The sequence below is a fragment of the Streptomyces actuosus genome, from assembly GCF_016921115.1.
Lineage (GTDB): Bacteria > Actinomycetota > Actinomycetes > Streptomycetales > Streptomycetaceae > Streptomyces > Streptomyces actuosus_A.
The window spans coordinates 178,827-204,893 of sequence record NZ_JAFFZS010000009.1; the positions used below are offsets into that span (position 1 = coordinate 178,827).

Annotated in this window: 20 protein-coding genes; 8 read left to right on the forward strand and 12 right to left on the reverse strand. The window is 72.3% G+C overall.

Annotated features, from left to right (window positions below; all coding sequences use genetic code 11):
• Positions 1-147: 147 nt before the first annotated feature.
• The 4 genes from JS756_RS14610 to JS756_RS14625 are packed head-to-tail and all read right to left on the reverse strand — an operon-like array spanning position 148 to position 3,234.
• Positions 148-882 (reverse strand): hypothetical protein, encoded by a 735-nt coding sequence (locus JS756_RS14610; RefSeq protein ID WP_205383521.1) that lies wholly within the window; start codon positions 880-882, stop codon positions 148-150.
• A 38-nt stretch (positions 883-920) separates the two neighbouring features.
• On the reverse strand, positions 921-1,406 hold the full coding sequence (locus JS756_RS14615) for a RidA family protein (protein ID WP_205383522.1): 486 nt from the start codon (positions 1,404-1,406) through the stop codon (positions 921-923).
• Positions 1,403-2,167, reverse strand: a complete 765-nt coding sequence (locus tag JS756_RS14620; RefSeq protein WP_205383523.1) for an IclR family transcriptional regulator — start codon at positions 2,165-2,167, stop codon at positions 1,403-1,405. The genes JS756_RS14615 and JS756_RS14620 overlap by 4 nt, the downstream gene beginning before the upstream one ends.
• Positions 2,164-3,234, reverse strand: coding sequence for a sugar kinase (locus JS756_RS14625; RefSeq protein WP_307790659.1), 1,071 nt, complete (start codon positions 3,232-3,234; stop codon positions 2,164-2,166). Before JS756_RS14625 ends, JS756_RS14620 begins: the two co-directional genes overlap by 4 nt.
• A gap of 319 nt (positions 3,235-3,553) precedes the next feature.
• On the opposite strand from JS756_RS14625, the gene JS756_RS14630 reads away from it, so the two are divergent.
• Positions 3,554-4,843, forward strand: coding sequence for an amino acid deaminase (locus tag JS756_RS14630; protein WP_205383525.1), 1,290 nt, complete (start codon positions 3,554-3,556; stop codon positions 4,841-4,843).
• 9 nt (positions 4,844-4,852) lie between these two features.
• A complete protein-coding gene (locus JS756_RS14635) occupies positions 4,853-6,481 on the forward strand; it encodes an N-acyl-D-amino-acid deacylase family protein (protein ID WP_205383526.1) in 1,629 nt (542 codons plus the stop codon).
• Positions 6,482-6,488: 7 nt separating this feature from the next.
• Here JS756_RS14635 and JS756_RS14640 read toward each other — a convergent pair whose 3' ends face one another.
• Together JS756_RS14640 and JS756_RS14645 are read right to left on the reverse strand one after the other, a co-directional pair.
• Positions 6,489-7,385 (reverse strand): S1 family peptidase, encoded by an 897-nt coding sequence (locus JS756_RS14640; RefSeq protein WP_205383527.1) that lies wholly within the window; start codon positions 7,383-7,385, stop codon positions 6,489-6,491.
• 692 nt (positions 7,386-8,077) lie between these two features.
• Positions 8,078-9,172: a chromosomal replication initiator protein DnaA gene (locus tag JS756_RS14645; RefSeq protein ID WP_205383528.1), complete on the reverse strand. Its 1,095-nt coding sequence runs from the start codon at positions 9,170-9,172 to the stop codon at positions 8,078-8,080.
• Between the two features lie 125 nt (positions 9,173-9,297).
• On the opposite strand from JS756_RS14645, the gene JS756_RS14650 reads away from it, so the two are divergent.
• Together JS756_RS14650 and JS756_RS14655 are read left to right on the forward strand one after the other, a co-directional pair.
• Positions 9,298-10,509: a pyridoxal phosphate-dependent aminotransferase gene (locus tag JS756_RS14650; RefSeq protein WP_205383529.1), complete on the forward strand. Its 1,212-nt coding sequence runs from the start codon at positions 9,298-9,300 to the stop codon at positions 10,507-10,509.
• Between the two features lie 87 nt (positions 10,510-10,596).
• Complete coding sequence (locus JS756_RS14655; RefSeq protein ID WP_205383530.1) at positions 10,597-11,016, forward strand: SCO4983 family protein; 420 nt, start codon at positions 10,597-10,599, stop codon at positions 11,014-11,016.
• A gap of 290 nt (positions 11,017-11,306) precedes the next feature.
• Here JS756_RS14655 and JS756_RS14660 read toward each other — a convergent pair whose 3' ends face one another.
• Both JS756_RS14660 and JS756_RS14665 read right to left on the reverse strand, forming a co-directional pair.
• Positions 11,307-13,025, reverse strand: a complete 1,719-nt coding sequence (locus tag JS756_RS14660) for a YncE family protein (RefSeq protein ID WP_205383531.1) — start codon at positions 13,023-13,025, stop codon at positions 11,307-11,309.
• A gap of 276 nt (positions 13,026-13,301) precedes the next feature.
• The gene (locus JS756_RS14665; protein ID WP_205383532.1) at positions 13,302-15,122 is read right to left on the reverse strand and encodes a phosphoenolpyruvate carboxykinase (GTP); all 1,821 of its coding nucleotides are present in this window, start codon (positions 15,120-15,122) and stop codon (positions 13,302-13,304) included.
• 256 nt (positions 15,123-15,378) lie between these two features.
• Between JS756_RS14665 and trhA the strand changes: the two genes are divergently transcribed.
• From trhA to JS756_RS14685, 4 genes are all read left to right on the forward strand, one after another.
• Entirely contained in the window at positions 15,379-16,116 is a 738-nt protein-coding gene (gene trhA, locus JS756_RS14670; protein ID WP_205383533.1) for a PAQR family membrane homeostasis protein TrhA, read from the forward strand.
• Positions 16,117-16,247: 131 nt separating this feature from the next.
• Positions 16,248-17,810, forward strand: a complete 1,563-nt coding sequence (locus JS756_RS14675; RefSeq protein ID WP_205383534.1) for a DHA2 family efflux MFS transporter permease subunit — start codon at positions 16,248-16,250, stop codon at positions 17,808-17,810.
• A gap of 5 nt (positions 17,811-17,815) precedes the next feature.
• The gene (locus JS756_RS14680; protein WP_438817317.1) at positions 17,816-18,448 is read left to right on the forward strand and encodes a TetR/AcrR family transcriptional regulator; all 633 of its coding nucleotides are present in this window, start codon (positions 17,816-17,818) and stop codon (positions 18,446-18,448) included.
• Between the two features lie 33 nt (positions 18,449-18,481).
• A complete protein-coding gene (locus tag JS756_RS14685; RefSeq protein WP_205383536.1) occupies positions 18,482-19,198 on the forward strand; it encodes a Mut7-C RNAse domain-containing protein in 717 nt (238 codons plus the stop codon).
• A gap of 250 nt (positions 19,199-19,448) precedes the next feature.
• Here the strand turns inward: JS756_RS14685 and JS756_RS14690 are convergent, their stop codons facing one another.
• The 4 genes from JS756_RS14690 to JS756_RS14705 are packed head-to-tail and all read right to left on the reverse strand — an operon-like array spanning position 19,449 to position 26,059.
• Positions 19,449-21,926: a galactose oxidase early set domain-containing protein gene (locus JS756_RS14690; protein WP_205383537.1), complete on the reverse strand. Its 2,478-nt coding sequence runs from the start codon at positions 21,924-21,926 to the stop codon at positions 19,449-19,451.
• A complete protein-coding gene (locus JS756_RS14695) occupies positions 21,910-23,145 on the reverse strand; it encodes a glycosyltransferase (protein ID WP_205383538.1) in 1,236 nt (411 codons plus the stop codon). Before JS756_RS14695 ends, JS756_RS14690 begins: the two co-directional genes overlap by 17 nt.
• On the reverse strand, positions 23,142-24,794 hold the full coding sequence (locus JS756_RS14700) for an ArnT family glycosyltransferase (RefSeq protein ID WP_205383539.1): 1,653 nt from the start codon (positions 24,792-24,794) through the stop codon (positions 23,142-23,144). Before JS756_RS14700 ends, JS756_RS14695 begins: the two co-directional genes overlap by 4 nt.
• Positions 24,791-26,059: a glycosyltransferase gene (locus JS756_RS14705; protein WP_205383540.1), complete on the reverse strand. Its 1,269-nt coding sequence runs from the start codon at positions 26,057-26,059 to the stop codon at positions 24,791-24,793. Before JS756_RS14705 ends, JS756_RS14700 begins: the two co-directional genes overlap by 4 nt.
• Positions 26,060-26,067: the final 8 nt, after the last annotated feature.

A 26,067-nucleotide genomic window follows, 5' to 3' on the forward strand; every position in this document is an offset into this window, starting at 1 on the left:
TCGCCGGGCCCGTCCCGGTCCACAGGGCCCCACCGGTACACGGGGCCCCACCGGTCCGCGGGGCCCCACCGGTCCGCGGGGCCCCACCGGTCCGCGGGGGCCGCGCCGCCGTGAGGGGCGCGGCCGTGCGGCCGACCGGAGGTGCGCTCAGTCGGTGCCCTCGGAACCCGTCGCCTTCCCGGCGCCGGCCGCTCGGTCGGCATCGGTGCCGGACGCGCTCTCGGTGCCGGTGCCGCCGTCGGCCGCGTTCCCGGTGTCCGCGTCGGCCGACTCGGTGCCGTCGGCCTCGGTGGCGGCCTCGTCCCCGGCACCGGTCGTGCCGTCGGCGGCGGCCTCGTCCTCGAAGTAGGCGTCGAGGACGGCGTCCAGCCGGCTCTCCCACTCGGGGAACTCCGACCGCGACTTGGCCTCGACCTCGATCGGGAACCAGCGGCGGTCGGGGGTGTGCACGGTGACGGTGAACCGCTTGCCGAAGCGGGCGGTCGCCGTCTCGATCGCGCCGATCTCGTCCCAGCGGAACTCGCACGCCTGGTCGTCGAGGGCGAGCGCCACGCCGTTCCGGTCGGCGACGATCCGCGCGCGGCGGTCGGCGGCCTCGAAGACCGGCCCGTCGGAGGCCTCGTCCCCGGAATCGGCGGTCGACCCGGCCGCGTCGTCGGCGGGCTCCCCGCCGCCGTCGTCGGACGGGCCCGACGGCTCCGCGGTCGCGGATTCCTCCGGTGCGGCGTCCTCGACGTCCTCGACGTCGGCGGCGTTCCCGGAGTCGTCCGGGGCCGCGGACGCGGGCGTGGTGAGCCCGGGGATGAAGGCCGGGTCGAATCCGGCGCCCGTGACGGGCTCGGCCTCAAGGGGCTGGCTGCTCGAACCTATGCGCTGCTCCACAGCGGGCAGTATGGTCGACGATCCTGTGCCGCACACAGTCAGCCCCCTACTTCGTTATAAGACTCCTCCAGCGAACGGTGCCCGGGGCGGGCTCGGTCCAGGACCGCGAGCGCGTCGATCGCGACGAGGAGTCCGGCCGGGAGGCCGACGTGGACGGTCGTGCGGGCAGCGGGCAGCGGGCAGCGGGCAGCGGGCGGCCGGGTGAGGTACTGGGCGTCGAAGCAGACGTCGTAGATGTCGTTCATCTCGGCGAAGTGGTCCGTGTCGGTGAGGTGGACGCGGATCATCATCACGTCGTCCCAGCCGGCGCCGCCCTCTTCGAGGATCGCCTCGGCGTCGGCGAGGGTCTGCCGGGTCTGCTCGCGCAGGGTGGGACCGGCCGGCGTCGGGGGCCGGCACTGCTCGGCGGGAAGGAAGCCGACCTGTCCGGCGACCTGGAGGATGTCTCCCTTCCGCACGCTGCGCGAGAACCGGGCGGACGGAGTGGTGTGGGTCGCGGGGGTGAGCGCGGTCTTCTGCGTCATGCCGTGGCTTTCTCGACCGGTGTTCTGCCGGAGTACTCGCCGCTGATCGCGTTTGCGGTGGAGCGCACCAGTGGGAGCAGGGTGAGGAGTTCCTCCGCGGTGACGACGACGTTGGGGGCGGACACCGACATCGCGGCGGCCACCCGGCCGTCGGCGCCGCGGACGGGGGCGGCGACGCAGTTGACGGACTCCTCGTGGCCGCCGAGGTCGGCGGCCCAGCCCTGCTCCCGCACCGCCGCCAGCTCGTCGAGGAACGCGGAGGCATGAGGGGTCGAACGGGGCGTGTAGGGGGGATAGTCGAGCTTCTCCGCGACGGCGCGGCGCTCGGGCTCGGGCAGGTCGGCGAGGAGCACCTTGGCCACGGCGGCGACCGTGACGGCCACCGGCCGGCCGATCCGCGAGTACATGCGGACCGGGTAGCGGCTGTCCACCTTGTCGATGTAGAGGACCTCGTCCTCCTCGTGGACGGCGAGGTGGACGGTGTGGCCGCACTGCTGGTTGAGGCGTACGAGGTGCGGGTGGGCGATCTCGCGGATGTCGAGGCTCTCCATCGCCTCCTGGGCGAGGGCGAACAGCCGGGCGCCGAGGCGGTAGCGCTGGTCGGACTGGCGGTAGACGAGGCCGTGTTCGAGGAGGGTGCGCAGCAGGCGCAGCGCCGTGGACTTGTGGACGCCGAGGCGGTCGGCGACCTGCCCGAGGTCGGCGGGGCCCTCGGCGAGCAGCGGCAGGATGCTCAGGGCGCGGTCGACGGTCTGGCTCATGGGGTGCGTGCCTCCTCCTGGGGTCCCGGGTCGTGCGTCCAGCCGGGGCCGAGTCGCAGTGTCCCCCACGCGGTGTCGTCGAGCGCTGCGAGGCGATCGGCACGGTCACGGGCGGGCGGTGCGGCGAGGTCGCCGGGGGCGGTGAGGGCGGCGGCGGCCCAGAGATGGCCGTGGCGGAGCCGCTGCCGCGGGGGCAGGCCGCGCAGGGCCGCCGAGAGGAAACCGGCGGCGAAGGCGTCCCCGGCGCCGGCGGCCGCGACGACCCGGACGTGCGGTGGCCGTTCCGGAGTGGTCTCCGCAGTGGCCTCCGCAGTGGCGGTGCCGTCGGCGTCCGCCGCCGTGCCGGGGTGCCGGTCGAACGCGATCGCGCCGCCTCTGCCCAGTTTGACGACCACGGTCCGCGGTTGCGGGAGGGCCTCGGCCACGGCGCGGCTTCCGTGCAGGCCCCAGGCGGCGCCGGCCTCGTCGGCGCCCACGAAGACGATGTCCGCCGCACGCGCCAGTTCCAGCAGTACGCGCGCCCCGTCGCCCTCGCGCCACAGCTCGGGCCGGTGGTTGACGTCGAAGGACACCAGGGGGCGTCCCGGCCGGGGCCGCGTCAGGTCGCGCAGCAGTTCCAGGCACGGTGCCGACAGGGCCGCCGTGATGCCCGTCAGGTGCAGGATCCGGGTGGACCGGACCGCCGTGGCGTCGACGGTGCGGGAGCTCATCGCGGAGGCGGCCGAACCGGCGCGGTAGTAGGCGACCTCGTGGGCGGCGGTGCCCCGTTCCCCCGCTGTCCGGAAGTAGACGCCGGTGGGGCGCCGGGCGTCCCGTGGGACGGCGGTGACGTCGACGCCGTGGGCGGCGATCGTGTCGAGGAGGTGGTCGCCGAAGCCGTCCGCGCCCACGCGGCTGACCCATCGCACCGTGTGCCCGGCGGCGGCCAGCATGCACGCCACGTTGGACTCGGCGCCGCCGACGGCCCGTTCGAAGGACGGCACGTCGGCGAGGCGGCCGGGGCGGGTGGGCAGGAACGTGACCATGGACTCGCCGAGCGCGACGACGTCGGCGACTTCGGCCACCACTCCGGCCGCGGCCGGAGCTGCGGCTGAAGTCGGGGAGCCGCCCGGCTCGGGGGGACCTCCCGGGTCGCCCGACCCGCCGGAGGCGCCCGCGCCGCCGCGGACGTCGCCGCCGCCGTCTTCGCGGCGGACGTGTTCGGCGCCGTCCGTGTCGGGGGTCCGGTGGGCCCCGGTGCCGGTCACGATCGTCGTGGCTCCTCGGTGGGGATGCGGGCGGTGGGGGCCGCGTTGACCCCGCGTCGGCCGAGATGTTAGACAGCGCTGAGCGTGATACGCAACGCCTGTTGCACAGAGTGCAACGGGCCTGATCTGGGAGGCTCTTATGGCAGCCGACGGTCCCTCGGACGCCCTGGCACGGCTCGCGGACGAGCGGGTCGACCACCGGTTCAAGGGCCTGCCCCCGGACGCCGACGGCCTCACCGTGGGCGAGCTGGCCGCCCAGCGCCGCAACCTGTTCACCGGCGGCTTCACCACGCCGGTGCTCGCCCTGTCGGCGGAACGCCTGGAGCACAACCTGCGGCTGATGGAGACGTACACCGAACGGCACGGCCTCGCCTTCGCGCCGCACGGCAAGACATCGATGGCCCCGCAGCTCTTCCGGCGTCAGATCGACCGGGGGGCGTGGGGCATCACGCTCGCGGTGCCGCACCAGGTGCGTGTCGCGCGGGCCTTCGGCATCAGGAGGATCTTCCTCGCCAACGAGGTCGTCGACGGGCCGGCGCTGCGCTGGATGTCCGCCGAGCTCGACGCCGACCCCGAGGTCCGGATCGTCTGCTACGTCGACTCCGTGCGCGGTGTGGAGCAGATGGACGCCGCGCTCGCCGGTGCCGCCCGGCCCCTCGACGTCGTCGTGGAGCTCGCCGCCGGCGACGAGGCACGCACCGGGGTGCGGACCGAGAAGGAGGCGATGGAGGTGGCCGACGCCGTCGCCCGCACCCGCACCCTGCGGCTCGTCGGGGTGGCGGGGTACGAGGGGGAGGTCCCGCAGGCCACCCCGGAGCGGGTACGGGCCTGGCTGCGGCGGCTCGTCGCGCTCGCCGCCGCCCTCGACGGGTCCGGCCGGTTCGCCGGGGCAGAGGTCGGGGAGATCATTGTCAGTGCGGGCGGCAGCGCCTGGTTCGACACGGTCGCCGAGGTGTTCGCCGAGCTGCCGGAGCTGTCCCGGCCGGTGCTGAAGCTGCTGCGCTCCGGTGCCTACGTCTCGCACGACGACGGCCACTACCGTCGGCTCACCCCGTTCAACCGGATCCCCGAGGAGGGCGCGCTGGAGCCCGCGTTCCGGCTGTGGGCGCAGGTCGTCTCGCGGCCGTCGGCCACCCAGGCGTTCGTCAACGCGGGCAAGCGGGACGCCGCCCACGACCTGGACCTGCCCACCGCGCAGGTGGTGCGGCCCCTGGACGGCACCGGCGAGCGCCCCGCCACCGGTGTCGCGGTGACCGCCCTGTCCGACCAGCACGCCTGGCTGCGCACCGAGCCCGGCGCCGGTCCGGAGGTCGGCGACTGGGTGGGGCTCGGGCTGTCCCACCCGTGCACGTCCTTCGACAAGTGGCCGCTCATCCCGGTCGCCGAGGCCGACGGCACCGTCGTCGACTACGTCCGCACGTTCTTCTAGGGGGCCGTGATGGACGACCTCGTCATCCGGGACGCCGACGTCGTCGACGGCAGCGGGGAACCGTCGTACCGGGCGGACGTCGTCGTCGACGGCGGGCGGATCGTGTCGGTCGTCAAGGAGGCCGCCGCCTCGGGCTGCCTGCGGCCGAGGGCCGCGCGGGAGCTGGACGCCGAGGGACTGGTCCTCTCCCCCGGTTTCATCGACATGCACGCGCACAGCGACCTGGCCCTGCTCGCCGACCCCGACCACAGCGCCAAGGCCGCGCAGGGCGTGACGCTGGAGGTCCTCGGCCAGGACGGGCTGTCGTACGCCCCGGTCGACGACCGCACCCGGGAGGAGGTGCGCCGGGCGATCACCGGCTGGAACGGACCCGGCGACGACGTCGACCCGGACTGGCGGTCGGTCGGCGAGTACCTCGACCGGCTGGACCACGGCTTCGGCGGGCGGGGCATCGCCGTCAACGCCGCCTGTCTCGTGCCCCAGGGCACGGTGCGGGCCCTCGTCGTCGGCTGGGAGGACCGGAGGGCCACCGCCGGCGAGCTGGACCGGATGCGGGAGCTGGTCGCCGAGGGGCTGGAGCAGGGTGCGATGGGCCTGTCCTCCGGACTCACCTACACCCCGGGGATGTACGCCGACGACGCCGAACTCACCGAGTTGTGCCGGGTGGTGGCACGGTACGACGGCTACTACTGCCCCCACCACCGCTCCTACGGCGCCGGCGCGCTCCAGGCGTACGCGGACGTGGTCGAGCTGACCCGGACGGCCGGCTGCGCCCTCCATCTGGCGCACGCCACCTTGAACTTCGGCGTGAACAGGGGCCGGGCACCCGAGCTGCTGGCCCTCCTGGACGACGCCCTCGACGCGGGCGCCGACATCACTCTCGACACCTACCCCTACACGCCCGGCTGCACGACGCTCGCGGCCCTGCTGCCGAGTTGGGCGGGCGAGGGCGGGCCGGAGGCGGTCCTCGCCCGGCTCGCCGACGAGGGGACGGCCGAACGGATCCGGTACGACCTGGAGGTCACGGGGGCGGACGGCTGCCACGGCGTGCCCGTGGAGTGGGACACCATCGAGGTCTCCGGCGTGGCCGACCCCGCCCTGGCCGCGTACACGGGCCGTACGGTGGCGGAGTCGGCCCGCCGCGCCGGCGAGAAACCGTGGGGTGTCGCCCGCCGGCTGCTTCTTCGGGACCGGCTCGGCACGACGGTGCTGCAGCACGTCGGCCACGAGGAGAACGTCCGGGCGATCATGCGGCACCGGGTCCACACCGGCGGTTCGGACGGCATCCTCCGGGGCAGCAGGCCGCATCCGCGGGCCTACGGCACCTTCCCTCACTATCTCGGCCACTACGTGCGGGAGTCGGGCGTGCTGTCGCTGGAGGAGTGCGTCGCCCACCTCACCGCCCGGCCGGCGGCCCGGCTGCGGCTGCCGGACCGGGGGCGGATCCGCGAGGGCCACCGCGCCGACCTGGTGCTGTTCGATCCGGTGACGGTGGCGGCGGGGTCGACCTACGACAACCCCCGCACGCTGCCGACCGGCATCCCCCACGTGCTGGTGGACGGGCGGTTCGTGATCGAGGACGGGCGGCGCACGGACGTGCTGGCGGGGCGGGCGGTCCGCAGGACCCCCGCCCCGTGACGGCGCGCTACGGCTTGGGCAGGACGCAGCCGCTCGCGCTCAGGTCGAGGCGGTTCCCGCTCGTGAAGCAGGCCGGGATCTGATAGGTCTCCTCGGCGTAGTTGATGCCCTCGCGGACGGTCACGTTGCCGTTCTCGTCGACCTCGCACGGGTTGTTCACGGTGCAGGTCTGGCCGTCCTCGTTGCCGGTGTTGTTGACGGCGACGACCTTGCCGGTGGCCTGGTCGATCACGGGCGAGCCCGAGGTGCCGCCGATGGTGTTGCAGGACGAGGTGTAGCGGACCGAGTCCTTCCAGGTCCAGTCGCCCTCCTTGAGGCGGTAGACGAAGCCGTCGATGTTGCAGTTGTACAGGCGCCGCCAGTAGCCGGAGGCCACGGTGATGGCGGTGCCCGCGACCGGATGCGTGTCGGCGACGGTGAGCGCCTCGATCCCGTACCACGATCGGATCTGTGCGTAGGTGCGGGTGGTCTCGTAGATCGTGACGTCGGTGTCGGTCATCGTCGAGTAGACGACCTTGTCGGCGCGCAGGGTCCCGATCCGGTAGCCGGAGGAGTTGAGCAGGCTGAAGGAACGGCGGGAGGACTGGTCGACGACGACCTCGCCGGGCTCGGGGAAGCCGGTCTCCAGGCAGTGGCCGTTGGTGAGCACCAGTGCCCGGGCGTTGTCGGCGGAGTCGGGGAAGCGGATGACGGAGCCGGAGCAGTTGCTGAGCGCGACGGTCCCGGCGAAGTCGACGGCGCGGAGGGTCGGCGCGCCGGCGGCCGATGCGGTGGACGTCTGCGCCGCCGTCGACGCGGTCGGCGCCGACGGGGCGGCGGCCCGCTCGGGGGCGGCCATCGCGGGTGCCGCACCGGCCCCGGTGATCACCAGAGCGGCGAGCGCGGCAAGGAGAGGCTTGTTCATGTGGGGGTCCCCTCGTACGACGGGGCGGCCGGAGGTCGTCCGGCCGCCCGCTTTTTTGTCATGAGCATTGTTGTCGCAGTGAGGGGTGGGGACAAGGATGCCTTTTCGGCCGCCGCTCGACGGTTCATCAGGCGCTCCACCACGGGGCGCGCCCGCCACCGGACACCGCGCCCCACGCCGGAGTCAGCGAGCCGCCGAGCAGGGCCGCGGCCCTCGACCGGACGACGACGCCGCGCGGTGGCGACCCTCACACACCGCACGGAGCACCGCGGCGACGGCGCCCACGGGTGGCTCGAACCGCCCTCGCCCGGACCCGGTGGCTGCGGCTGGACACCTCGGGCCCGCGCCGGACGACGAGCCCGGTCCCGACGCAGGAGTACGCCGGGCCGCGGCGGCGGAGGACGGCCCGGTCCCGCAACCTTGACGCCCGTGAATCGCCGCCGACGGCCACGTGAGCCCCGGCACCACCGGCCGGCACGGGTCGTACCGGGCGGGGCCGCGACGGCGCGCCCCGGGGACGTGGCGCGCCGACGGGGCCCGGCGGTCCGCCGCCGCGCCCCGGACGGCAGCCCGCCACGCGCGGGCGGACCGGCCGGGCGGACGGGAAGGCACGCCGGAGCACTGCGGGGTGCGGGAGGCGAGGTGCGGGCCGCCGGTCCGGAGGGAACGGCGGCCCGCCTTTCCCTCCTCGCCTACTTGGGCCCCTTGCTCGCCCCCTGGCCGCGGCCGGGCTTGTCACCGGCGTTCCCCCGCGCCGGATCCGTCGTGGTGGCGGGAGCTGTCGTCGAGGGCGCCGCGGAGGGCTGCGCGGCGGTCGCCCCACCGGCCGCGGGTGCACTCTGCGTGGCGCTCGGGCTCACGGACGGGCCGGTGGAGGCCCCGGCGGACGAGGAGGCACCGGCGGACGGCAGCGCATCACCGGTGGAAGCGGAGGCGCCGTCGGACGGCGAGACCGGGGCGCCGGACTGCGCGCCCGGCACGCCGCCGCCCTGCTCCTCCTGCACCCAGGGCAGCCGGCCGCCGGAGGAGCCGGAGTCGAACGCGCCGGCGACGACGGCGCCGATGAACAGGACGCCCGCCGCGCCGACACCGATCGCCACGCGGCGCAGCAGGCGCTCACGCCCCCCGGAGTTGTCGGTGAAGACGGAATCGTCGTCGTACCAGCGGCCCGCGGGGTAGTTGCGCAGCGCGTCCTCCGGGTCGCCCTCCGGCCCGCCACCGCCGTGGCTGTCGGGGTCGGGGTGACCGCCGGGGCCGGGGGCGCCTTCATGGCCGAGGTGACCGGCGTGACCGTCGTGGTCGGCGACGCCGTCATGGCCTGGGTGACCCGGCGGCGCCGGATGTCCGTCATGTGCGGGGTGACCCTCATACCCCGGGTGGACCTCGTGGCCCGGGTGACCCGGGTGGCCGTGCTGCTCCTGATGGGCGCGGCCGTGACCGTCGGGCAGGGCGTCCGGGGGACTCGCCGAGTCCGCCGGGTCGCCCGCCCGATGCCTCCCACGCGGCGCATCCTGGGGCGGGTGGGGCAGCTGGGGCGCCTGAGGCGCCTGGGTTATCTGGGGCAGCTGCTGGGTCTCGTCGTAGGCGTTCTGCCAGCCGTGAGCGGCGGCCGGGTCCACGAACTGGTCGTAGGCGGGCGACTGCGGCGCCTGCGGGCGGTACACGTTCGGGTGAGCCTGAGGGGCACCCTGTTCCGGATACGAACCGTAGACGTCATGGGCGCCGGTCGCATTGTTCGCGACATGTGCACCGTACGCCCCGTTTTCGTACTGCGGTGGACTGGACATGGCCGCGCATTGTAGGGATGGGAGGGGCTCCAGAGACAGTCGCCGGAGATAACAGTCCAAACCGCCCGTCTCACGTGGCGGAAAACACGACCCGCGAGGCGTTACCGAGCCGTAAGCTCCTGGACATGCAGGTGATCCAGTCGACCAAGCTCGCCAACGTCTGTTACGAGATCCGGGGCCCGGTGCTCGAGGAGGCCATGCGGCTCGAGGCGGCAGGCCACCGCATCCTCAAGCTGAACACCGGAAACCCGGCCGCCTTCGGCTTCGAGTGCCCGCCGGAGATCCTTGAGGACGTCCTCCGCAACGTCTCCACCGCGCACGGCTACGGCGACGCCAAGGGCCTCCTCGCAGCCCGCCGCGCGGTCGTCATGCACAACCAGACCCTCGGCATCGAGACCGACGTCGAGCACGTCTTCATCGGCAACGGCGTCTCCGAGCTGATCGTGATGGCGATGCAGGGCCTGCTCGACGACGGCGACGAGGTCCTCGTACCGGCGCCCGACTACCCGCTGTGGACGGCCGCGGTGTCCCTGTCCGGCGGAACGGCCGTCCACTACCGCTGCGACGAGCAGTCCGACTGGATGCCGGACCTCGCGGACGTGGAGCGCAAGGTCACCGACCGCACCAAGGCCATCGTCGTCATCAACCCGAACAACCCGACGGGTGCGGTGTACGACGAGACGGTGCTCAAGGGCCTGACGGACATCGCCCGCCGGCACAACCTGCTGGTCTGCTCGGACGAGATCTACGACAAGATCCTCTACGACGGCGCCACGCATACCCCGACCGCAGCCGTCGCCCCCGACCTGCTGACCCTCACGTTCAACGGGATGTCCAAGGCCTACCGGGTCGCCGGGTACCGGGTGGGCTGGATGTCGATCTCCGGGCCGCGCGCGCACGCCGACTCCTACATCGAGGGCCTGACGATCCTGGCGAACATGCGCCTGTGCGCGAACATGCCGGGCCAGCACGGCGTCGTCGCCGCGCTCAGCGGACGGCAGACGATCAACGACCTGGTCCTGCCCGGCGGGCGGCTCAAGGAGCAGATGGACACCGCCTACGAGCTGCTCACCCAGATCCCGGGGGTGAGCTGTGTCCGGCCGAGGGGTGCGCTGTACCTCTTCCCGCGGCTGGATCCGAAGGTGTTCAAGATCAAGGACGACCGCCGGCTGGTCCTGGATCTGCTGCGACGGGAGAAGATCATGGTCGTCCAGGGCACCGGTTTCAACTGGCCCGAGCCCGACCACTTCCGGGTGGTCACCCTGCCGACGGTGACGGACCTGCGGGACGCGATGGGGCGGATCGCACGCTTCCTGGACGGGTACGGCCAGCCGTAGGGACCTCGGTTTTACAGACAACTCAACTTTAGACCGAATCCAAGCTAGGATGGCTTCCTGACAGCACCAGGATGCCGGAGGTCGTCGATGTATGAGCCGATCCGCACCAAGTCGGTCCACAGCATGACGGCCGGCACCACCACCGACTTCCCCCACCGGTCGCGGGAGGAAGAACTGGACATCCAGCTCGCGGGCCATCTCGCGGCCCTGCTCGCCGTCACCGACGAGCTGCGCGCACTGAGCCCCTCCGCCGACCTGGACACGGCGGCCGAACGGCTCGCCGAGCAGGTGACACGGCTGCGGGACGGACGGACACCGGTCCGCGCCACGGGCGCCGCGCCCGGCGGGCCCGACGCCGCGTCCCGGCACCGGCGTGCCCACGCCCTCGCGGGCCGCGCGCTCGTCGTGGCGGCGTCCCGCGCCGACACCGCGGCGGCGATCCTCGCCGCCCAGCAGATGGACACCCACGCCGCGGCTCTGGAGCCACGCGAGCTGGCGCCGCGCTGACCTCGGCGGCGCCCCCCCGGACGGCCCCGGACCGCGCGCACCACAGCGACGCGCGGTCCGGGCGCCACCCACCTGCGCCCCGTCAGCCGCCACTGAGCGCCGACGGGCACCGACGGCCCCGTCGGCCCCCCTCGGGCGCCGCGAGCCCGCACGCAGGGCGTCACCGCCCGTCCCGTCGTCCCGCCCGTCCACCGGGTCCCCCCGCGCCCGCGCACGGGACCCGGTGGCGTTGTGGGAGCCGGTCGCCCCTCAGGGGCCCGTCGCCGCGGGGACGGGCGGGAGCGGCCGGGTCAGTGGTTCTTGATGGAGATCGTCGCCGAGGCTGTGGACCCCTCGTGCAGGTCGTCGCCGGGCCAGCTGACCGTGTAGGTCACGTCGCGGCGGGTGCGCGGGATGTCGTGGACGGTGAAGGTGCCGTCGGCGGCCACGGTCACCGACGTCAGCTCCCCGGTGCCCAGGCGGTCCGTGCGCTCGACCGTCAGCGTGGCGCGGTCCGGCAGGGCCTTGCCCTGCGCGGTGAACGTCCCGGTGATCGTCACCCCGTCGAACGTCGCCTCCGCCGGCGCGCTCAGCGCGATCGACGTGGGTGCCTTCGCCACGGAGACGGTGGCGGTGAGGCCGTCGGCGGGGCGGTGGGTGAGGTCGCCGAGGTAGGAGACGGTGTAGGTGGCGTCGCCGACCAGGTCGGGCTGGTCGAGGACGGTGAAGGCGCCGTCGTCCTGGACGGTGAAGGTGCCCAGGTCGTGGGCGCCGTTCGCGTCGGTGCGGGTGGCCGTCACCTTCAGTGGCTCGGTGGGCGCCGGGCCGTCCCACTGCAGCGTGCCGCGCACGGCGAGCGGTTCCCCGGCGACCGCCTGGGCGGGGCTGTGCGTGAGGCCGCCGGTGAAGTGCACGTCGTACTGCGCGGCCGGGGGCTGGATGACGTGCAGCCAGAACTGGTTGCCGGCCGCGTTGGTGGTGACCGCGAACAGCCGGGAGCCGTCCGCCGTCCACTCCAGGCCCCGCGGGGCGACGCGGTCGCCGTCGAGGCTGCCCTCGAAGGCGAACTCCAGCGGAGGCGTGGCGTCGGCCGGGTCGGCGGGCTGGATCAGCAGGTCGGGGGTGGTGCCCGAGGCGGCGGCGCCGCGCGCGACGTACGCGCCGTCCCCGCCGAAGGCGACCGCGCTGGCGCTGGCGCCGTCCGGCAGGGCCGGGTAGCCGGTCGCCGCGTCCGACAGGTCGCCGGTGTTCAGCAGCCGGGTGCCGTGGTCGGCGTCGGCGACGGCGACCTTGCTGCCGTCGGCGGAGAACGCCATGTCCTTGAGGTTCAGGGCGCCGTTGCCGTCGGCGTCGGCGAACCGGCGGGCCGCGTTGCGGACCGGGGTGCCGCTGCTGGTGTCGAACACCGTCAGGAACGGGTCCGGCGCCTGGGCGTTGAGCGGCTGCCCCATCAGCATCCGGTCGCCGGGGCCGGACTCCAGCTGGAGTTTGCCGTAGTCCTGCCAGTTGGTGCGGCCGGCGGCGGAGTCCAGGAAGGTCAGCGCCGTGTCGCACTGCGAGGTGTAGTACGAGTACGGCGTGGTGTAGTAGATCAAGCCGCCGGAGAAGGCCAGGCTGCGTCCGCAGGTGTCGGTGGAGACGGCGGTGCTGCCGGTCAGCTCGAAGGTGGTCGTGTCGTATCGGCGGATCGCCTCCCGCTCCCCGGCGTAGAGCGTGGAGCCGTCGGCGCTGAGCGCGAGGCCGGAGACGTGTTTCTGGGTGGAGATCGTGGTGACGCGCTCGCCGCCGAAGGTGTAGACGGCGATCGTGCCGCTGTAGAGGTAGCTGCCCGTGTGTGAGTCGGCGACGTACACGCGCTGGTGGGCGTCGTCGACGGCCATCGCCGAGTACGACGTGATGGGCAGCTTGGCGACGACGTCGGACGCGGCGGCGTGGGCCGCGGGTGCGGCGGCGAGGGTGAGGCCGGCCCCGGCGAGTGCGGCGGCGAGGAAGGTGGCCGCGAGGCGTCCGGAACGGTGAGCGGTGTTCAACTGTGCCCCCCACAGGCTTGGTTGAGCCCCACCGGGAGCGATGGGGCGCATGTGGCGCCTATGAAACAGGGGTCAAGATCGTTTGTTCAAGGGGAAACGACAAGGGAGTTGCCGGTGGGGACGTCCGCGGCGGCTGCGTCGGGGCGCGGCAGCACGGCCCCGCACGCCGTTGTGCGGGGCCACGGTTCGTGACGGAGTGCCGCCGCCCGCGGCCGGCCGTGACGATCACTGGTCAGGGCTCCCATCGGGGCCGGCCGCGGGGGTATGTGGGGGGCGTCAGCCCAGGCGCTCCACCAGAGCGCGGTACTGGTCCCACAGTTCCTTCGGCGTGTGGTCGCCGAAGGTGTTGAGGTGCTCGGGAACCAGGGCGGCCTCCTCGCGCCAGATGTCCTTGTCGACGGTGAGGAGGAAGTCGAGGTCGGCGTCGGCCAGGTCGAGGCCGTCCGTGTCGAGCGCGTCGCGCGTCGGCAGGACGCCGATCGGCGTCTCGACGCCTTCGGCCCTGCCCTCCAGGCGCTCCACGACCCACTTCAGGACGCGGGAGTTCTCACCGAAGCCGGGCCAGACGAACGCGCCCACGTCGTTCTTGCGGAACCAGTTGACGTAGTAGATCTTCGGCAGCTCGGACTGGTCCTTGTCCTTGGCCACGTCGACCCAGTGGGCCATGTAGTCGCCCATGTTGTAGCCGCAGAACGGCAGCATCGCGAACGGGTCGCGGCGCAGCTCGCCGACCTTGCCCTCGGCCGCGGCGGTCTTCTCGCTGGCCACGTTGGCGCCGAGGAAGACGCCGTGGTTCCAGTCGAAGGACTCCGTCACCAGCGGCACGGCGGAGGCGCGGCGCCCGCCGAAGAGGATCGCGGAGATCGGCACGCCCCTGGGGTCCTCCCACTCGGGCGCGATGATCGGGCACTGCGAGGCGGGGACGGTGAAGCGGGCGTTGGGGTGGGCGGCCGGGGTGTCGGACGCCGGCGTCCAGTCGTTGCCCTTCCAGTCCGTCAGGTGGGCCGGGGGCTCCTCGGTCATGCCCTCCCACCACACGTCGCCGTCGTCGGTGAGGGCGACGTTGGTGAAGACCGCGTTGCCCCACAGCGTCTTCATCGCGTTGGCGTTGGTGTGCTCGCCGGTGCCGGGCGCGACGCCGAAGAAGCCGGCCTCGGGGTTGATGGCGTACAGGCGGCCGTCCTCGCCGAACCGCATCCAGGCGATGTCGTCGCCGATGGTCTCGACCGTCCAGCCGGAGATCGTGGGCTCCAGCATGGCGAGGTTGGTCTTGCCACAGGCGCTGGGGAAGGCCGCGGCCACGTACTTGGGCGCACCGGTGGGCGGGGTGAGCTTGAGGATGAGCATGTGCTCGGCCAGCCAGCCCTCGTCGCGGGCCATCACGGAGGCGATGCGCAGGGCGTAGCACTTCTTGCCGAGCAGGGCGTTGCCGCCGTAGCCGGAGCCGTAGGACCAGATCTCGCGGGTCTCCGGGAAGTGGGAGATGTACTTGGTCTGGTTGCAGGGCCAGGGGACGTCCTGCTGGCCGGGCTCCAGGGGGGCGCCGAGGGTGTGCACGGCCTTGACGAAGAAGCCCTCGTCACCGAGCTCGTCGAGGACGGCCCGGCCCATGCGCGTCATGGTGCGCATCGAGACGGCGACGTAGGCGGAGTCGGTGATCTCGACGCCGATCGCGGACAGCGGGGAGCCGAGCGGGCCCATGCAGAAGGGCACGACGTACAGGGTGCGGCCCCGCATGGAGCCGCGGAAGAGGCCCTTCTCCCCCTGGAAGATGTCCCGCATCTCGGACGGGGCCTTCCAGTGGTTGGTCGGGCCGGCGTCCTCCTCCTTCTCGGAGCAGATGAAGGTGCGGTCCTCCACGCGCGCGACGTCGGAGGGGTCGGAGGCGGCGTGGTAGGAGTTCGGGCGCTTGATGGGGTCGAGCTTCGTGAAGGTGCCCTTCGCGACGAGCTCCTCGCACAGGCGCTCGTACTCGGCCTCGGATCCGTCACACCAGACCACGTTGTCCGGCTGGGTCAGTTCGGTGATCTCGTTGACCCACGAGATCAGTTCCTGGTGGGAGGTGGGGACGGGGGGAGCCGCGATGTCGCGCGCCACGATTGCTCCTAGATGAGGGATTTTTTGTTGGAGGCCCCGTGGGGGCTGCGACCCGAATGCTTGCCGGAGGGTGCCCTGGCGCTCATTCGGTGCCGACCGCACTCATTTGATCATCCGACCTGAATGCGCAGATGTCCAGAGGGCGTCACAGGTGAGCATCGCCACGTCGGCCGTGACGTGAGAGGATGGCCACTCTTCGCCGGGTAACACGGCCGACCGGCCCGTAACTTACGGTTCCGTAGGTACGATGCGGCGCATGACTGCGTCCGCATCCGACGCGCCCACGGACACGCCGGCCGCCGGCCGCGGTCCCGCGGCGCCCTCGATTCCGCACCAGATCGCCCACGCCCTCACCCAGCCGCTGAAGCCGAAGCTGCGCGGCTGGCTGCACCTGGGGATGTTTCCGGCCGTCCTGGTCGCCGGACTGGTCCTCACCGCCCTCGCCGACTCCACCCGGGGACGCATCGCCTGCGGCATCTACGTCCTGACCGCCTGCCTGCTGTTCGGCGTGAGCGCGCTGTACCACCGGGGCAACTGGAGCCCGCGCATGGACGGCATCCTGCGCAGGCTGGATCACGCCAACATCTTCATGATCATCGCGGGCACGTACACCCCGCTGACCCTGCTGCTCCTGCCGGGCGCCAAGGGGCAGTGGCTGCTGTGGGGCATCTGGGCCGCCGCGGCGGCCGGGATCGTCTTCCGGGTCTTCTGGGTCGGCGCCCCGCGCTGGCTCTACACGCCCTGCTACATCGCGATGGGCTGGGCGGCGGTCTTCTTCCTCCCCGACTTCATGCGCAGCGGCGGCATCGCCGTCCTGGTGCTGGTCATCGTCGGCGGACTGCTGTACAGCGCCGGCGGCGTGATCTACGGCATGAAGCGCCCCAACCCGTCACCCCGCTGGTTCGGCTTCCACGAGGTCTTCCACTCCTTCACGCTGGCGGCGTTCGTCGTCCACTACGTGGGGATCTCCCTGGTGGCGTACCAGCACGCATGACCGCCCCCCTTCAGGGTGCACGGCCACGGCTCTCCAGCCGTGGCCGTTCTTCGTATGCCGACAGCAGACCCGATCCACCAGGAGCAGATCTCTATTGACAGCAACTAGATTTTGAGAGTTACTCTCATTTCATGGCTACTGTCACCCAGGCGGACGAGACGCGGCGCGACGCACGCCGCTGGTGGGCCCTCGGGGCCCTGGTCGCGAGCATGCTCACGCTCGGCTTCGACATGACGATCCTCAACGTGGCGCTGCCGACCATGGCGAGCGAACTCGGCGCCACCACAGGCCAGCAGCAGTGGCTGGCCGACGCCTACGTCGTCGTCTTCGCGGCCCTGATGCTCCCGGCCGGGCTGCTCGGCGACCGGTTCGGGCGGCGGCGCATGCTCATCGCCGGGCTCGGGGTCTTCCTCGTCGGCTCACTGGTCGGCGCACTGGCCACGGACGTCAGCTGGGTCGTCGCGGCCCGCGCTTTCATGGGCATCGGCGGCGCGCTCATCACTCCGCTCGCGCTCTCCGTACTGCCCTCGCTGTTCGGCCCGGACGAGCGCACCAAGGCCGTCGGCATCATCTCCGCCGCGTCCGCGCTCGGCATGCCGCTCGGCCCGATCATCGGCGGCTGGCTGCTCGACCACTTCTGGTGGGGCTCGGTCTTCCTGGTCAACGTCCCGATGGCCGCGCTCGGCATCGCCGCCTGCGTCCTGCTGCTCCCCGAGACCGCCGACCCCTCCTCCCCCGAGGTCGACGCCCTGTCCACCGCGCTCACCGCGACCGGGCTCGGCGCCCTCATCTACGCGATCATCGAGGCGCCGAGCCGCGGCTGGACCGACCCACTGGTCCTCGCCGTGTTCGGCGCGGCGACCGTCCTGATCACCGCGCTGGTGGTGCGCGAGCGGAAGGTCGAGCGGCCGATGCTCGACATGACCCTGCTGGCCCACCGCGGCTTTCTGTTCAACACACTCGCCGCGACCCTGGTGATGTTCGTCCTGTCGGGTCTGCTGTTCGTGCTGCCCCCGTACCTCCAGGCGGTCCTCGGCAACGACGCCCTCGGCACCGGTGTGCGCCTGCTGCCGATGATGGGCGGGCTGATGGTCGCCGCGCGGGGCGCACAGCCGGTGGTCGCCCGGTTCGGCCCGCGCGCGGTGGTGAGTGCCGGCCTGGTGGTGCTGGCCTTCGCCGCGCTGCTCGGCAGCCGCACGACGGTCGACTCCGGCTACGGCTTCACCGCGCTGTGGCTTGCGATCACCGGGTTCGGCTTCGGATTCTCCGTCGTCCCGGCGATGGACGGCGCCCTCGGCACCCTGCCCGGCGACCGGGCCGGCAGCGGCTCGGGCCTGCTCATGACGCTGCGCCAGGTCGGCGCCGCGATCGGCATCGCCCTGCTCGGCAGCCTGCTCGCCGGCACCTTCCGCGACCGGCTCGACGTCACCGGCCTGCCCGCGAAGGCCGCCGATGCCGCCGGGGACTCCGTGGTTGCGGCGCACATCGTCGCAGGGAAGGCCCACTCCGCCCACCTGGCCGCCTCCGCGAACGGCGCGTACGTCCACGGCATGGGCGTCGTCCTGCTGGTGTGCGGCATCGCCGCCCTCGTGGCGGCGCTGCTGGCGGGTGCCCTGCTGCCGGGCACCCGGGCCGCCGAGGCCGCGAAGGGCACCCCGGACATGGCCGCGCCCGCCGCGGATGCCCGACAATGAGCACCATGACGGCCGCACGCTCCCCCCTCTCTCCCACCGACCTTCCCCGCATGGGGCTGCGTGAGCGCAAGAAGCTGAAGACCCGGGAGGCGATCCGTGCGGCGACGTACGGACTGATCAAGGAGCAGGGCTACGACGCCACGACGATCGAGCAGATCGCCGACCGGGCCGAGGTGTCGCCGTCGACCGTCTTCCGGTACTTCCCCACCAAGGAGGACATCGTCCTCACGGACGAGTACGACCCCCTGATGCTGGAGGAACTGCGCGCGCGGCCCGCCGGGGAGGCCTGGACGGACTCGGTGCGGTACGTGATGCGCAGGGCCATCGACATCATGATGGCGGAGGACCCCGAGGTGGTCCGGATGCGGGCGCACCTCGCGGTCCAGGTCCCCGCCGTCCGTTCCCGGATGGTGGAGAGCATGTCGGAGACCGGACGCCTGCTGCGCGCGGCTCTCGCCGAGCGCACCGGCCTGGACCCGGACGGCCTCGAGGTGCGCGTCTCGGCGATGTCCCTCGTCGGCGGTCTGATGGAGGTCAACATGTGCTGGGCGGAGAACGGCTTCCAGGACGATCTCCGCGATCTGGTCGACCGTGCCCTGGACGTCCTGGAGCACGGCCTCCCCACCGAAAAGCCCTGAGCCCGGCGGCCCCTGCCGTGACATCCTGACCGGGTGAACGGTCCCGAGATCCACGTCGAGTTCGCCCCCGACCTCGCCCTGTTCGTGCAGCGCGGTCCGCACCGGACGCTCGTCACCGACGGAGTGTCGACCCTGGGCCACGTCGTCGAGTCAGCCGGCGTGCCGCTGACCGAGGTCGGCACGCTGCGGGTCAACGGCCGTGAGGTCCCCACCTCGTACGTCCCCGCCGTCGGCGACCGTGTGGAGGTACGCACCGTCCGGCGCCCCCAGCACGTCCCCGGCGCGCCCCTCCGCTTCCTCCTCGACGTCCACCTCGGCACCCTCGCCCGCCGCCTGCGCCTGCTCGGAGTGGACACGGCGTACGAGTCGACGGACATCGGCGACCCGGCCCTGGCCGCCCGCTCGGCCGCCGAGCAGCGGGTGATGCTCAGCCGGGACCGGGGCCTGCTGCGCCGCCGCGAACTGTGGGCCGGCGCCTACGTCTACAGCACCCGCCCCGAGGACCAGCTGCGCGACGTCCTCGACCGGTTCCGCCCCGAACTGCGGCCCTGGACGCGGTGCACCGCCTGCAACGGGCTGCTGAAGGAGGCCACCAAGGAGGAGGTGGCGGACCAGCTGAGGGGCGGGACGCAGCGGTCGTACGACGTCTTCGCGCAGTGCCGGGGGTGCGGGCGCGCCTACTGGAAGGGCGCGCACCACGAGCAATTGGTGGCCATCGTGGAGCGCGCCCTGGCGGAGTTCGCCGACTGAGCGCTCCGCTGGGAGTGCCGCGGGACGACGCCTGTCGGCCGCGGCGCCGTCGTGGGCAGGTCGCGCGGTTCCCCGCGCCCCTTCGGGCGCCCCACGACCACCGTGGTCCTCGCTCGCCCTGCGCATTCGATCCGGGGGAGGTGCCGCGATACGGCGGGTGTCGCCCGCAGGACCGTCGTGGCTGGTCGCGCGGTTCCCCGCGGCGCCGCTCCTGGGCGCGGGGAACCCCAGCGGACCTCGCGGAAGCGGCTCAGCGCTTCGTCTTCACATCACCCTTTCCGCAGGCGATCCCGTCCTTGTCTCGGTCCAGGCCGAGCGGGTCGTCCTTGCCGTTGACCCTCAGCCGGCCGTAGTCGTGCTGCTCCAGCCAGGCGCAGCGGGCGGCCGTGGTCCGCTTCACCTCCGGCGGGAAGGCGGTCGGCACGCACACCCCGGCGTTGCCGTAGTGGCGGTCGCAACCGGACAGGGTCGGGCTCAGTTTCTGCGAGGTGCGCTTCTTGCCGGGCTGGTGGACCGTGCCCGTCAGCCCGTCGGCGAAGGTGTGGACGTGCGGGGCGGCGGTGTCGCGGGACGTGGTCGTGGAAGCCCCCATGTCCCTGGGCGCCGTGTTCATCATGTTCATCGACATGGTGTCCCCGGACAGTGCGTCGGGGCCGGTGAGGTGGATCCACTTGGCCACCGACGGCACGCCGTTGGCGTCGACCGCGAAGAGCATGTAGTAGCCGGGGGGCGCCAGGTCGGGGTTGCTCGTCACGTTCAGGTCCACGTTGTCGCCGTCGACGGACAGCGGAAGGTCCACGAACCGCTGGTTGGGGTCGGACGAGTGCGTGACCGCCGCCGGACGGATCAGCTCCGCCTTGACGACGGGATGGTCGACCGTGATCCGCTGGGTGTCGCCGTACTTCCACTCGGTGTCGATGACCGAGGTGATCGTGGGGCGCTCGCCCTTGAGCAGGTACGGCGGCGTGTAGATCGACACGTTGTGGTTCCAGCTGCCGTTGCCCGGATTGTCACCGGTGGCCATCACCCGGCCGTCGGGCAGCAGGAACGCGGAGGAGTGGTAGCCGCGCGCCTCGGGGTCGGCGGCCACCGGGTCGAACGTCGACGTCTGCGGGTCGAACATCGACGCCTCGTAGACCGGGTTGGCGCGGTTGTGCAGCCCGCCGCCGGTCTCCAGCACCTTGCCGTCGGGCAGCAGGACGGCGGAGACGTACATCTTGCCCTGCTCCCCCGTCTCGGGCACCGGGCCGTTGCCCAGGTCCACGGTGCCCTGCGGGAGCTTCGGGCCCGCCACGTACGACGGGTCGGCGGCCTTGAGGTCGATGATGTCGGTGAGCCGGTTGCCGTCGGGGTTGCTGTCGATGTTGCCGCCGCCGACGGTGAGGACCCGCTGGTCCTGGGCCGGGGGCAGCAGCACGCTCGCGGACTGGTCGCGCTGGTCCTTGTTCTGCAGGCCCGGCACCTCGGTGATGGTGTTGGCGTCGATGTCGTAGACAGCCGCGCCGGTGCCCGGCGTGCCGTTGCCGAAGACATGGCTGCCGGTGTAGAAGAGGCGGCCGTCCTGCATCAGGACCATCGACGGGTACAGCCCCCAGAACGACCAGGACTGGTTGACCTGCGAGAGCGGCAGCCACTGGTTCTGGGCGTACGAGAAGCGCTCGTTGGTCACCGAACCGGTGGAGTCCTCGCGCAGCCCGCCGAAGGTCATCACGTCACCGTTGCCGAGTTCGGTGGCGGACGGGTACCAGTGGCCGTCGTTGAGGTCGTTGGTCCTGACGTACGACTCGGTGTCGGGGTCGAAGAGGTACGAGTCCTTGAAGCCCTCGTAGCCGTGCGAGCCGTCCGCCGCCGGATACGCCTTGTTCCCGCTGAGCACGAGCACCCGGCCGTCCGGCAGTTGGACGTGGCCGCCGCAGAACATGTCCACCGGTGTCGGGATCACCTTGTAGGTGCCCTTCTCCGGGTCGTACACGGCGGAGGTGAACGTGCCGGCCTTGAAGAGGTCCTCGTCGTTGCCGGAGCCGGCGATCAGCAGGACCTTGCCGTTCTTCAGGACGACGGAGTGCATGGAGCGCACCGGGTTCTGGGTCGGCAGGACCTCCCAGCGGCCGTCGGCGCACTCGGCGGCGGTGCCGGTGCAGGTCGCGGGCGGGACCGGGACGGCGACCTGCTCCATCGTGTAGTCGTCGGTGGTCGCCGAGCCGGTGCCGTACACCGACACCCCCCAGGTGATCCGGTCGGTGCCGGGTGGCACCTCGGGGGTGCGGACCGTGGCCTGCGCCCAGTCGGCGCTCATGTCCAGGGTCTTCAGATCGGTCCAGTACTGCCAGCCGGCCGTGGTGTCGTGCCGGAAGAGGGTGACGTTCGCGTCGGGTGTCGTCGTCCTGTACCAGAGCCCGAGGTCGTACTGCCGGCCCTCCGACACCGCGGGCGCGCAGTCGGCGGACTCGGTGATCAGCGCCTTGCGGTCGCCGTCGACGCGGCGGGTCAGCTCGACCTTCATGGCCTTGCCGCCGGAGTGGGCGTCGGTCGTCGTGGTGAAGGTGAAGTCGTTGTCGCCCCAGCCGGACTTCTCCCAGCAGTAGGGCATGTCGCCGTTGCCGGCTGTCTCGAAGCCGGGGTTCTCGATGAGGTTGGCGGCCGAGGCGGGCTGCGGGGAACCGAGCAGCAGCCCCCCGGCCAAGCCGGTCACGGCCAGCAGCGCGATTCTTCTACGACGTCTGTTCACACGGCTCTCCTTGCGGTAGGCGCGCTCTGTTGCGTCGGCGGGGCAGGTACACCAGCGCCTCGGTCCCGGCGAAGCGCAGGACGAACGTCATCACCAGCGCGAGTGCGGTGGCGGGCACGGCACCCATGCCGAAGCGGTGCACCAGCAGGGCGATCAGCGGAATGCGCAGCACCAGGTCGGCGTTGGCGAGCAGAGCGAACCGGCCCAGCCGGTCCCACCAGCGGCGGTGGGCGCGCCGGTCGCGGAACAGCAGTTGCTCGATGAGCAGGAAGTTCCAGGCGACGCCGAGCTGGTTGGCGAGGATCTCCGCCGGCACGTAGTGCAGACCGAGCAGGGTCAGTGCCCACAGCCCGGCGAGGTTGGGCACGAAGCCGCTCGCGCCGATCAGGCCGAAGCCGACCAGGCGGGCGAGCGGGGAGGAGGTGCGCAGGCCGGCGAGATGGCGCAGGAAACGCAGCCCTTCGCGCGCGGTCGACTTGGACTCCCCCGCGTACCGCTCCTGGAAGACGAACGGCACCTCGGCGACCGCGCGGGGCCGGCTGCGGACGGCGAGTTCGAGCAGGATCTTGTAGCCGAGCGGCTTGAGGGCCTCGGCCGTCAGGTCGCCGCGGCGCACCGCGAAGAAGCCGCTCATCGGGTCGCTGATGCCCCGCAGCCGGCGCGGGAAGAGCGCCTTCGTCAGCCAGGTGGCACCGCGCGAGACCGCGATCCGGTAGCTGTCGGCGAGCCCGGCGCGGCTGCCGCCGTCGATGTAGCGGGAGGCGACCACGAGCCCGGCGTTCGCGCGCTGCCCGGTGGCCACCAACTCCGGTACCAGGGACGGTGGGTGCTGGCAGTCGCCGTCCATGACGACGATCCACTCCGACCCGGCGGTCTTCATGCCCTCGACCACCGCGCCGCCGAGGCCGCCGACCGGCTCCTCCCGGTGCAGCACGGTGACGGGGAACGGGCAGTCCTGCGCCGCCTCGGCGATCACCTGCGGGGTGTCGTCGGTGGAGTCGTCGACGAAGACCACCTCGCAGGGCAGCCGGGCCGGCACCGACTCGGTGATCAGCTTCAGCAGCCGCCGCACGTTGGCGGACTCGTTGAACGTCGGGACGACGATGGTGACGGCGCCGGGCTCGGCGATCCCGGTGACGTCCAGCTCCGGGACGTCTGCCGCGAACCCGGAGCGCTCGTCGTACTCATGGCGGTACTCGTGGGTGTGCTCGTGGGTCATCGCACGCCTCCGGCGGTCGCCGGCCGCACCCGGCGGATCTCGATGCGGTCCTCGCCGGCGCCGAAGGTGGCGACCGGCGCCGAATGCTCCATCGCCGCGCGGACGGTGGGCAGGTCCCGGGCGTCGCGCCGCACGGTCGGCGAGGCGACCACGTAGTCCAGGTCCTTCCACCCGTGCGGCAGCGTCCTGGTCACCGCGGGGTCGAGGTCGGCCTTGTAGAACCAGATGACGCCGAGCCCGGGCCGGTACCCGGCGTGCACCAGGTCCAGCCACAGGGCGTCGTCGACCAGCACGCGGGTGTCCTCGGGGTCCTCGACCTCGGTCGCCAGCCAGGTGGAGGCGGCGCGGTAGGGGGCGCCGGCGTCGGCGGTGACGGCGGTGCGGTCGCCGTCGTACCAGCGCGGGACGACGTAGGCGCCGGCGGCCAGCGTCAGGACCGCGGCGAGGGCGTACCGTCCGCCGGTGCGCTGCCGCTTCTCGTCCGGACCGCGTCGTCTGCGCAGCACGGCGTGCGCCACGCTCGCCGTGCCGCCGGCCAGGACCAGGGCGAGGAACGGCAGCGCCTGGATGACGTACATGGCGGGCAGGTAGCCGTTGGGGCGCAGGGCGAGCGCGGCGAGGATCGCGACCGCGAGGGCGGGCCCGGCGAGCGCCCGGGCCGTGACCGACCAGCGCCAGGTGACCAGCAGCAGCAACGCCCCGGCGAGGCCGCCCAGGGGCAGCACGCGGTCGTAGTACAGCCAGGACCGGAGCACGCCGTTCGAACCGGAGCCGGCGTCGAGGACGAACCCGGATCCGGGCCGGGTCATCTGGTAGGTGATGCCGTCCCACAGTGACACGTGCCCGCCGCCGGGCAGCAGTTCGCCCTTGAGCAGGGCGAACAGGGGGTAGGAGAACCCGATCAGCGCGCACGCCGTGACGGCGCCGGTCAGGGCGAACTTGCGGGTGTCGCGGTGGCTGTGCCGCCACATGGTGACGAACAGGGCGGGCAGGACGAGGAGCATCGTCTCCTTGGTGAGCACGGCCGTCGCCGCGGCGAGACCGGCACCGAAGTGATGCCACAGATGGCGGGAGGGCGAGGCCGCCAGACCGAACGCCAGAAGGACCCACATCACCGCGAGGTTGTCGAGGAAGATCTCCCGCTGCAGGACGACCGACAGCGGGGACAGCCCGAACAGCACCATGGCGAGGCCGGCCGCCCAGCGGGGCAGGGCCAGGCGCCGGGACAGGACGTAGACGAGGACCGCGCTGACGGCGGCCACCGGCAGCATCACCGCGCGCATGGTGCCGACGGTCATCGAGCCGGGGTCGAGGACCGAGGGGATCCAGGTCAGCAGGGCGATCTGGATCCAGCCGAGCGGTGGGTGGTCGTACCAGTAGGTGTAGTGGGCCAGGCCCTTGCCCTGCTGGACGGCCCAGGCCTGCGCGAGGTAGGTGCCCTCGTCGTCGCTGAGCGTGGGGAAGTCGGCGATGTTCCAGCCCTGCACGACGAGGATCGCCACGAGCAGCGCACCGCACAGCAGCAGGTCGGGGCGCGAGGAGCGCAGCCGCTGCGGTGGGGCCGGCGCGCCGGCCGGCTGCCGGTCGGGGACGGCTGGGCTCTGCGCGGGGACCGTCGCCGCGGTCACCGCGGGAAGGGTGGAGGTCACGCGGCAACGTCCTCTCGGATCGCGTCGCTCGTGGCGAGATGTGCGCCGACGTGCGACGTCAGTTCCCAGTCGTTGCGACCGCGCTGCTCGCGCCAGACGGCGCGGAGTGCGGCTCCGGCGAGCAGGATCTGGTAGAAGGGGCCGCCCACGACGAGCTTGACGTAGTGGACGAAGCGGACGCGCAGGCCGTACTGCTTGCCGAAGTCGTGCAGTCCGACGACCTCGAAGACGAAGGTGACGAGCGCGGTGACGGCCGGCAGGAAGGTGATGAAGGCGATACCGACCGGCACGTCGAGGAAGAGCGCGATCGCCACGTTGAAGGGGATGACGACGCCGGAGAAGGCCTGGAGGAACGGCGTCATGAGGGTGTAGCGGGCGAGCAGCCGCTGCCCGAAGGTGGGCAGTTGCCTCCAGTCCCGCTTGCGGTAGACCTGAAGGAACCCCTGGTTCCAGCGGGTGCGCTGCTTGAGCAGCGACATCAGGCTGCCCGGGGTCTCCTCCCGGGTCACCATGCGCGGGTCGTAGGCGACGACGACCTTCCTGCCGACGCTGGAGAGCCGGACGCCGAGGTCGCAGTCCTCGGCGAGGCAGTGGTCGTCCCAGCCGCCCGCTTCACTCAGCACTTCGGTGCGGACGAAGACGGTGTTGCCGCCGAGCGGGATGAATCCTTTTTGCGCGTGCAGGTGGAGCCGGGAGCGGAACCAGAAGAAGTACTCCAGGCAGTTGCGCAGGCTGTACCAGCTGGAATGGAAGTTGATCAGCTGCACGCCGCCCTGGACGACGTCCGCGTCCGTGGTGCGGAAGGCGTGGTCGACGTGGGCGAGCAGTTCGGGGTGGACCTGGTCCTCGGCGTCGAAGACCCCGACGACGTCGCCGCGGCAGTGCGGCAGTGCCGTGTTCATGGCCTTCGGTTTGTTCTTCGTCTCGTGGGTGTCGACGACGACCCGGACACGCGCGTCCCGGCCCGCCGCCCGCTCGGCGACCGCCGTGGTCTCGGGATCGTCGTGCCCGACGATGACGATGATCTCGAAGTCGGTGTGCGTGGACGTCAGCAGACGCTGGACGGTGTGGTCGAGCACGGCCTGCTCGTGCCGCGCCGGCAGCAGCAGCGAGAACGACACGTGCTCGTCGCCGTCGGGTCTGCTGAACCGGGTGGAGGCGAGCACTTCGGGCGTACGCCAGGCGTGCATCTGCCACCACAGGGTGAAGGCAGCCATCCAGAACAGGGCGAGCGAGACAGCGGATATGAACACGGACGTCAGCAAGAAAATCC